We start from the raw sequence: 8,752 nt of genomic DNA, 5'->3' as shown, positions 1-8,752 counted from the left end.
ATCGTCCTGGCGCTCGTGCTCGCGGCCCTCCTGCTGTGGAACCGAGCGACGACGCCCTTGGCCGCAGCCATGGCTTACCTCTTCATGCTCGCCCTGGGCGCCCCTGCTCTGTTCATCGCCTCGTTTCCGGCGGGAATGGCCGTGGCGGACACGTTCCTCATCTCCGGCGGCGACAACTCGGGGTGGTCGACAGCTCTCTATCTCTTCAGCACGGTCGCGCTCATCGCGGCTGCAGCACTCGCCACCGCAGACGCTGTCCGGAGGGGATCTGTCGAAGAGAAGCCGCGCGGCGCCTAGCGGCAGACGGCTACCCGTGCGTGGGGCTATAGATCGAGGAAGTCACCGAGCCATGTGCGCACGGTGCTCAGACACGCGAGACCTCGCCGGTGACGCCTGTGAGGCGGTCGCGATCAGGCGACCTCACGAAGCGTCGGCCAGTTCCGTATTCTCCCAGTCCTCGGTCTCCCGCGCATGACGAGCAGCATCTTCCGGACTCGTCGCGCCGATAGCGGACTTGGGCGCGGCGAGGCGCGCTCGCAGGTCCCCCGCATCCGCGAGGCGCTCCAAGCGTGCGCCGAGGGTGAGTCCGTCACGCCCGGCCTGAGCCTTGAGCCGATCACGCAGCTCGTCGCTGACCTTGATCGTCGTCATTCTCTGAGCATGCCGACGCCGACAGAGTTGCGCCGCCGCTGTCTACCCGAATCCGCAGACGAGAGATGCACCCAGTGCACCCGCAAGGACGACGACTTGCCTCCGCAGCGCTAACCTCTGCTGGATCAGTGACACGTCGACTTCTCCCCTCGACGCCGGCGTCTTCATCACCCTCACAGCCATGGCAACCTCCCGCGAGCCGGTTGCATCCGCAACGGACGCATTGCTACCACTGGTGCACCATGTTGGCGACGACTTCGGAGCCCCGTCTACACCCGCGGACCCTCGAACGACGAAAGGCGTCCACAAACGGCATGCTTCGCTCGTACGATCGGCAGATGCAGCAGATCGACCTGGTGGAGCGCTTCCTCGTCGACAGGTTCCCCGGCGCAGCCGTCGCCGTCGTTGCCGGCAGCACGGCGCGTGGGAATCGTACGCGGACCAGCGATATCGATCTGCTCCTTATCGGCGATCACATGCTGGCCGCACAGGCGAGCAGCCTTGCCGCGACATTCGCTTTCGAAGGCGAGACCTTCGAAGTGTTCGCGTATTCTCCCGACGGGTTCGAGCAATGGGCGCGGAAGGGTCTCGGCGATTACCGACCCGTCATCCTCAATATGCTCCTCGAGGGAATCCCGGTCCGCGGAGCAGCGGAAGTGGCCCGGTTGCGAGCGGAGTGGCGGACGATCTATGACGAAGGTCCCGTGGTCTCGCCGCATGAGATGGAGCTGCGCCGATACGCCATCACTGACCTGATCGACGACCTCAGAGACGCGACGGATCCGTTGGAGCAACGGGTCGTGGCGTTCGCACTCTTTGAGCGGATTGCCGAACTCATGCTGCTGTCAGAGCGTCGCTGGATCGGCGCGGGCAAGTATCTGCCGCGTCGTCTTCGCGGACTGAGTGGGGCGCGTGCGGACGCGCTGACCCACCCGCTTGTCGACGGCGACGTCCTTGCGTTCGCAGACCGAGCCGAGGAGGAACTTGACCGCGCCGGTGGGCGAGTCCAAGCAGGGTTCGTCCGTTGAATCGCGATCGCGATACTCAACACGTGGCAGAGCACCTCGGGAGTTCTCGGCGCCCACGCCTCCCCAGCGCTCCGGAGCTGGTGAACTAGTCGAATGAAGCCGCGTCGAACGCGATTAATTCGACCGAGCATCGTTGGGTGGCTCGCGCTCATCATCGGCACCTCCTTGTCCGCGTGCGTCCTGCTCGCGTTCGCCGCCGTCATCTTCGGCGCCGATTGCGGCAGATCTCTCGGGTCGACCGTGTGCTCAGACGAGGTACGCCCGCGGATCTCGCAGGCAGCGACCATGCTGAGTGCCGTCTTCCTTGCGATCGGATCGGCCATCGCCTTCGCTGCGCTCGCGCGACGATTCTCGCCGGCAAGCATCGGAACAAACGTCCGCGCATCAGCGTCGGGGCAGTCGGCCTGGGCATCACATCAGCTGTGGTGGTCATGTTCTCGCTCGGCGTCTTCATCGCGCCCGGTGATCCGCCCCGCTTGGCGTATATCTACTTTGCTGGAGGCATGTGGATCATCGTCAGTGCAGGATTCCTGGTGACGGGCCTCATCGCGGCCATCCACAGGGAACGCCGCATCTATTCCGCAGACGGGCACGCTCCCTAGAATCGGCACCATGAGCGGATCAGTTCAGGCGCAGCCCACCGTCCGTAGCTCAAAGCGTTCACTCTGTGTCGGAGGATTCTCAGCCGCGCTGATCCTTGTTGCCGGCGTCTTGATCATTCCCACCACGCTGGTCATGGCCGCGGCGAGCCACACCGCTCCTGACACGTCCGACTACATCCGCATGGCGTTTGCGCAAGTCGCCGGCGCGACCGTCGCGATCGTCACCTCGGTCGCGCTCGTCATCGACCGCTTCGCGAGACGGGCACCGCGGTCCGCCATCGCATTCCTCGCCCTGATCGCAGCTATCGTCACGATCTGGGAGATCCAGGCGATCGATACCAGCGCAGACTTCCTGCTCTCAGGCATCATCGTGACGTCATAGCCAGCCAGCTGCCCGATCCGGCGGAGCGGTTGCTGCGATCGGATCCGGCACCTTGGCTGCACTCGCGAAGTTCCTGATCGACGCGCCTGACAAGCAGCACGCCGAGTCCGGTTGAGTGACGCGCCGCGCGGCTGGATGGATGGTGGCGCTTCGTCGGCCGAGCCGGCGTGCTTCGCCTCGCTGACCATCACACGATGCTTTCCACCGCCCGCGACGCCGGACCACGGCATACCGAGGAGTGTGGGGGGCACGGCCTCACCCATCGGTTCCTCCCCAGCTCGTGCCCGTCGCGACGTCGCTCTCCTCCACGGAAGGTGGAACGTGCGAGCCGGACGCATGGTTCCTACGCTGGGAGCATGGCGACGACAAGTTCGACTCGGCCACTGCGCTCCTGGGTGATCGGCGGGAGCCTTCTGATCGTGTCGGCCATCACCACGATGGTCACGTCGGTCACCACTGTCACCGAGGTGCAGTTATGGCGGACCATCTCGGCCATCGCCTTCGCCTCCGCGACGGTCGTGTTCGCGCTCGGTATCCCCGGTGGCGGGAGCGTCACCAAGCGGCGACCCCTCGGAACCATCGCGCTGATCGCGACGGGGGTCCTGGCTGTCATCAACTCGCTCCTTTGGAACCTCATCTCGGGGCCCCTCGTCGCGATGCAGACCGTCGGATACCTCCAGCTCCTCATCGGGCTCTTGGCGGTGATCATCGCCGTCACCGCCATTGCTCGCGCCGGGATCGTTCCTTCACCCTGGAACTGGGCACCGACCTGGGCACTCGTCGCACTGGCGGTCCCCCAGATCCTCGTCCAAGCGATCGCTGCTGCGAACCCCGCCGACCTTCAGCAAGCCGCGCAATGGATCAGCCTGCTCGGCGTCATCGTCGCCGTGAGCGCGCCGATCCTCCTCGGCGTCATCGCGATCGCACTCGCACAACGACCAGCCCACCGCGAGCCGACCCCCATCCTCGATTCACGCGACTGACCAGCCCGCCGCTCCCTTCCCCGGTCGGCTTCGCAGGCTCCACGTGCGGACGTGTTCAGCACTTCCAAGGTGTACTTCACGACTGATACATTCGCAACGTATTGCTTATATGACACGCTTTGGAGGCCGCTCACGTGAGTTGGCAGTTCTTCCTTCTCGTCTTCGGCCCACCGCTGCTCGGGCTCACCGGGGCGCTCATCTGGTGGGCGTTCCGTCTCCGTCACCACCTTGCACTGCGACGAGGTTTCGCGGTGGCGGCGGTGCTCGGTGCGCTCATCGGAGTCGTGGGCGATCTGGTGCTCCGGGTCATCGGTGTCCCCTCGCTCCTTCCGTTCGAGCTGCCGGCGGGGTTCTGGGAGGCCTACCGAGACTTTCGGTTCCTCGCACCGCCACTCGCGGGCCTACTTGCGGTGCTCGTGCTCGCCTTTCCGATCGTCAGCCGGAAGGCATCCGCCACAGCTGCCCTGACTCCGCGGAGTCCGGTCACCTTCATCCAGGGTCGCTGGCTCGTGACTCCCGGCATTCTGTTGGCCATCCTGGTCGCCATCGCGGTCGCATGCGGAGTTGTGTCGGAGCCCGACGAGATGACCGGCCGATACACCATGTGGATGATCGAGATCGGAGGCGAGTTCGCGATGGGCACCACCATCTACGGCTGGTTCTACTCGCTTCCCGCGCTGGCCGTCCTCCTCGTGATGATCATCGTCGGATGGATCGATCTCGCCCTGATCTCCCGGCCCGCGCTGAACCAGGACAACGGAGAAGATCAGCAACGCCGCGTCGTGCGCTCCCGCAACGTGGTCACGGCGATCACCGCGACCTTGTTCCTCGCCGTGTCCCAGGCTTTCGGCTCCCTCGCTGGAACCGCCAGTCTGCGCGCGAGCTCCGGATCCTTCAACTCCTGGACACCCATCGCTGCTCTCGAGCCGGCGCTCCACGTCACCTCGTATGTCGCCGCAGCGCTCGGAGTTGCCTACTGGGTCAGCATCGCCCTGACAGCCCTCCCGTCCCCCACGCGGACACGAGCTGCGGCGACAGCATGAACATCACGCTCAGCGGCGGAACCCCGGCGGCTGAACAGATCCGCGACCAGCTCCGCGGACTCATCTCCTCCGGGCAACTTGCCGCAGACCAACGCATTCCCTCCGTCCGCCAACTCGCCCACGACCTCGGAGTCGCCCCTGGGACCGTCGCGAAGGCATACCGCACCCTCGAGAAAGACGGCACCCTCGTCACCCGCATCGGCGCCGGGACCCGCGTTGCGACCACCGCGACCACCATGCCTCGCCCGGTCCTCGACGCCGCACACCATCTCAACACCGAGAGCGCCAACGCGAACCTCTCGCTCGACGACACCATCCGTCTCCTCCGCGCGATCTGGCGCGACTGACGTTCGGCGCCGATCGGGTCAACGAGAGGCTGCTCTCCTGACGGGCAGGTGGCGGGGTTCGAGTGGCAGGATTGCCGCGTGGAAACCGAAACAGATCAGTCGGGGACCACCAGGCGTGGTCACCGCACGCCCAGCAGGCCGCGCCACCCCCGCCCCTCGGTTGCGGGCGTGCTCGGGGAGTTCCTGATCACGCTCGGCATCGTCGCATTGCTCTACGTCGCCTGGCAGTTCTGGATCGGCGACATGATCTACGGTGCACAAGCCCGCAACGACGGAGAAGCACTCTCCGAACGATGGGTCCAGCAATACGTCACCCCAAACGCCGATCCGACGACATCACCCAGACCCGCAGCAGGCACACCAGCTCCCGTCGAGCCGCCGCTGCTCGAGCAACCCGCCGACGCGGAGACGTTCGCAAACATACGAATCCCACGATTCGGGGCCGACTACGTCTTCGAAGTCGCCGGCGGCACCTCCCGCGCCCGCACCCTCGACACCGTCCGCGTCGGACACTACCCCGGCTCAGAGATGCCGGGACAGGTCGGAAACTTCGCCCTCGCCGGCCACCGCACCACCTTCGGTGCCCCCTTCAACCGCCTCGCAGAGTTGCAGGTCGGCGACGCAATCGTCATCGAAACACCCAACGGCTGGTACACCTACCGGTTCCGGAACCACCAGTACGTGGTCCCCACCCAGGTCGACATCCTCCTCGATGTCCCCCAGAAACCGGACGTGCCCGCCGGCGGTCGGCACCTCACCATGACGAGCTGCAGCCCCATCGGCTCCCTCGCCGAACGCATCGTCGGATACAGCATCTTCGAGAGCTACACGCCTCGATCAGAAGGCGAACCCGCATCCCTCAGCCCACCCACCAGCTGAAGCACGGTGTCGGGCCGGGTCGCGCGCCTACGCTGGGCGGCGGGCGGCCGAGAGACACGGAGGTGTGGCCTCGCGGCCATCCTGCCGGAGCACTGACACCGATCTGCAAGAGGAACGACCCCGGGAGCGATGCATTGACCAACGACTCCGACCGGATCTCCCGACAACGCCGCGCGTTCTGGATCCTCGCGGCCCTCGGTGTCGGCGCCGCAGCCGCCGCGTGGTCTTGGTACGGCTTCGCCCAGTTCGAAGCCCAATCTGAGCAAGGCAAAGCGCTGGCGGCAGGTCAGACCATGGCCGGATTCGGTGAATTGCTCGGTGGCATCCCGCTCGTCATCGCACACCTGGTCGGACTGATCGTCTTGCTCGTGGCGGGATGGTTCGCCTTCAGGGCGCCCGGGATCGCCCTTGCCCTGGTCACCATGGTTCTCACCTCCGTCGGTGGCATCGTTATCGCCAGGTCGTCTGGTCCGGGGAACTCTTCCAGCTCGGAATCGACAACAGTCAGTTACCCCCCTGAACGAGCAAGTCACCTCCAGCAAGCGCATGACACTCGGGTCCGACGCGTAGAGTCCCCGAATGGACGACGCGCGGCCACGAGCGACCATCGCGGGCATCATGATGCTGAGCGTCGGAACCTGGCTCCTGCTCTTGAGCCTCGCCCTCGGGCTCCTGCCGCTCATCCTGGGCACAGAGAGATGTATCTCCTCCGGCTTACCGCCCGGAGAGGCCTCATGGAATGTCCGGACGGAGCTCACCTTCATCCCCTACGGCGCAGCGTGCGTGTTCGAATCCCCAACGACCGGAGCGACCGTCCACACCGGGCCGAACCCGATCTGGACCGGTGCGATCGTCGCCGGTGCCGTCGGCGCTCTCTCCGGCGCAAGCGTCCTGGTGTCCACGACTCGATCGGCGACCCGCATTCAGAGACTCGCCCAACGCGAAAGCTTCTCATGGTGATGGGCGCCCGCGAGCGGAATTCCCGGACATCGCGATTTCGGCGATGGGCGGTGGCCGTGTGGGTCACTAGCCCCGTGTTCATAGCCTTCGCCATGTCTCCGGTACCGGGTTGGCCGCTGTTCCTCATTGCCGCGTGCTTCTGCTTCGGCATGGGCATCGCGCTCTGGCGCCTCTCCGACCCCGCATTCGCTTTCTCAAACCCACGCCAGTTCGAGGCGGATGTGAGGGATTCGCCAAGCACGCAGCGTGAGGACAACGAGTAGCCTCGCCGCCGACCTCCCGGCTCGAGAACTCGGCCCAGCAGGTTGCACGCGACCGCGCGGAGCCGAACTCACTCCGTGGACGCCAGGTGACCGCGAGTGGCTAGGCCGCAAGTACCAGCAGTCCCGCGATCGTGATGATGGTCCAGGACACCGCCCGATCGCACTGCCGCCCTCGTCAGACTGACACTCGCCGCTGGCTGCAGGTTGTCGGTCAAATGGCGCGTCTTCACCAGTTCGTATTTGTGTATGAATGAGTTGTCCCCATGCCCCACATTGCGTCGCATCAATGTCTGAAGTTGGTTCTACGCTCGAAGTAGTCGGGGATCGAGCGGGGGTTGTGATGGCGATCGACCAGCAGGGTGGGGCGGACCGGGTTCGCACGCGTGAGCTGGTTGCGGAGATCGCGGCGTTCGATGTGGCGGAGGCTCGGATTCAGGCGGAGCGTGAGCGGTTGTATGCCGAGGCGTATGACCTCGCCCAGCAGCAGACGGCACGGTTGCGGGATGCGTCGACGCGGGAGCGGGAGATGCCGCTGCGCGCGATGGCGGCGGAGCTTGCGGTGGCGAAGCGGGTCAGTGACCGCACGATGCAGACCCGCCTGTTCGACGCGCACCGCACCGTGACTCAGTTCCCGGCGGCGTGGGAGTCGTGGCACGCGGGCCGGGTGTCGCGGGCACATGTGAAGGTGATCGTCGACACCGGTGCGGAGCTTGCCGACGCGGGGGCTCGAGAGAGCTACGAGCGGGATGTGCTGGGGTATGCGGAGACGACGTCTGCGGCGAGGGTGCGGTCGTATGCGGAGCAGGTCGCGGAGAACCTCAACCCTCTGTCGATGCAGGAACGTCACGATGATGCCGTGCTGGACCGACGCATCTGGGTGGAGGACCTGCGGGATGGGATGTCGATGCTCGGCACGATCGGACCGTCCGTGGAGGTCCACGGGGTCTACGACCGGCTCACCCGGCAAGGGAAGACGATCAAAGCCGCCGACCGTGCCGCACGACGCAACACCACCGAGGCTGGCGGTGCCGATGTGGGGACGGGTGGCGTCGAGGCAGGTCCGGGTGTGTGGTTCGATGAGCGGACGCTGGATCAGATCCGCACCGACCTGCTGCTGGACATGCTGCTCACCGCCTCCCCCTCCGTCGACCCGACCGGGGTCGAGGGCGGGTTGGGTGCGATCCGTGGGCACGTGCAGGTCACCGTCCCGGCCACCACACTCGCGGGAACGACCCTGGGTGGGGCGCAGCTGAACGGGAAGTGCGCGGTGGATCCGGAGACGGCGAAGATCCTCGCCGGCAACGCCCCCGGTTTCGACCGGGTCTTCCTCGACCCCATCACCGGAACGGTGCTCGCCGTCGACCGACGCTTCGCCACCCCCGCGCAGAAACGGTATCTGGTGGCGCGGGATATCCGGTGCCGGTTCCCCGGATGCCGCAGACCCGCCACCGAATGCGACATCGACCACCGCGAAGACTGGGCCCTCGGCGGTAAGACCGACGTCGAGAACATGGGCGCGTTCTGCGAAAGCCACCACGCGCTGAAACAAGCCGCCGGGTGGACCGTCGTCCAAATGCCCGGCGGAAGACTGCACTTCACCGCACCCTCCGGCCT

General features: G+C 66.0%; 10 protein-coding genes and 1 pseudogene. 10 read left to right on the top strand and 1 reads right to left on the bottom strand.

The features are described 5' to 3' along the window. Nucleotides 1–297: pseudogene (locus tag B4E30_RS03510) on the top strand (hypothetical protein); the annotation flags it as partial. Nucleotides 298–420: 123 nt separating this feature from the next. Here B4E30_RS03510 and B4E30_RS03505 read toward each other — a convergent pair. Continuing rightward, the gene (locus B4E30_RS03505) at nucleotides 421–651 is read right to left on the bottom strand and encodes a hypothetical protein (RefSeq protein WP_286793512.1); all 231 of its coding nucleotides are present in this window, start codon (nucleotides 649–651) and stop codon (nucleotides 421–423) included. 338 nt (nucleotides 652–989) lie between these two features. On the opposite strand from B4E30_RS03505, the gene B4E30_RS03500 reads away from it, so the two are divergent. The 9 genes from B4E30_RS03500 to B4E30_RS03460 form a co-directional block, all read left to right on the top strand. Next, on the top strand, nucleotides 990–1,679 hold the full coding sequence (locus B4E30_RS03500; RefSeq protein WP_286793511.1) for a nucleotidyltransferase domain-containing protein: 690 nt from the start codon (nucleotides 990–992) through the stop codon (nucleotides 1,677–1,679). Nucleotides 1,680–2,104: 425 nt separating this feature from the next. Further along, complete coding sequence (locus tag B4E30_RS03495) at nucleotides 2,105–2,281, top strand: hypothetical protein (RefSeq protein ID WP_286793510.1); 177 nt, start codon at nucleotides 2,105–2,107, stop codon at nucleotides 2,279–2,281. A gap of 10 nt (nucleotides 2,282–2,291) precedes the next feature. Continuing rightward, nucleotides 2,292–2,663, top strand: a complete 372-nt coding sequence (locus B4E30_RS03490; protein ID WP_286793509.1) for a hypothetical protein — start codon at nucleotides 2,292–2,294, stop codon at nucleotides 2,661–2,663. A 356-nt stretch (nucleotides 2,664–3,019) separates the two neighbouring features. Continuing rightward, a complete protein-coding gene (locus tag B4E30_RS03485) occupies nucleotides 3,020–3,646 on the top strand; it encodes a hypothetical protein (protein WP_286793508.1) in 627 nt (208 codons plus the stop codon). Between the two features lie 134 nt (nucleotides 3,647–3,780). Beyond that, nucleotides 3,781–4,689 carry a hypothetical protein gene (locus B4E30_RS03480; protein WP_286793507.1) on the top strand — a complete coding sequence of 303 codons (909 nt, stop codon included), beginning with the start codon at nucleotides 3,781–3,783 and terminating at the stop codon, nucleotides 4,687–4,689. Next, the gene (locus tag B4E30_RS03475) at nucleotides 4,686–5,036 is read left to right on the top strand and encodes a GntR family transcriptional regulator (protein ID WP_286793506.1); all 351 of its coding nucleotides are present in this window, start codon (nucleotides 4,686–4,688) and stop codon (nucleotides 5,034–5,036) included. The genes B4E30_RS03480 and B4E30_RS03475 overlap by 4 nt, the downstream gene beginning before the upstream one ends. 168 nt (nucleotides 5,037–5,204) lie before the next feature. Further along, nucleotides 5,205–5,915: a class E sortase gene (locus B4E30_RS03470; protein ID WP_286793505.1), complete on the top strand. Its 711-nt coding sequence runs from the start codon at nucleotides 5,205–5,207 to the stop codon at nucleotides 5,913–5,915. Between the two features lie 579 nt (nucleotides 5,916–6,494). Continuing rightward, entirely contained in the window at nucleotides 6,495–6,875 is a 381-nt protein-coding gene (locus B4E30_RS03465; RefSeq protein ID WP_286793504.1) for a hypothetical protein, read from the top strand. 603 nt (nucleotides 6,876–7,478) lie between these two features. Beyond that, nucleotides 7,479–8,752, top strand: a 1,274-nt coding sequence (locus tag B4E30_RS03460; RefSeq protein ID WP_286793503.1) for an HNH endonuclease signature motif containing protein, incomplete at its 3' end; no start/stop codon positions are given.

Source organism: Microbacterium sp. UBA3394 (assembly GCF_002358725.1).
Lineage (GTDB): Bacteria > Actinomycetota > Actinomycetes > Actinomycetales > Microbacteriaceae > Microbacterium > Microbacterium luteum.
The sequence above is the reverse complement of the archived record's forward strand: the minus strand, read 5'-3'. Positions and strand labels throughout refer to the sequence as shown.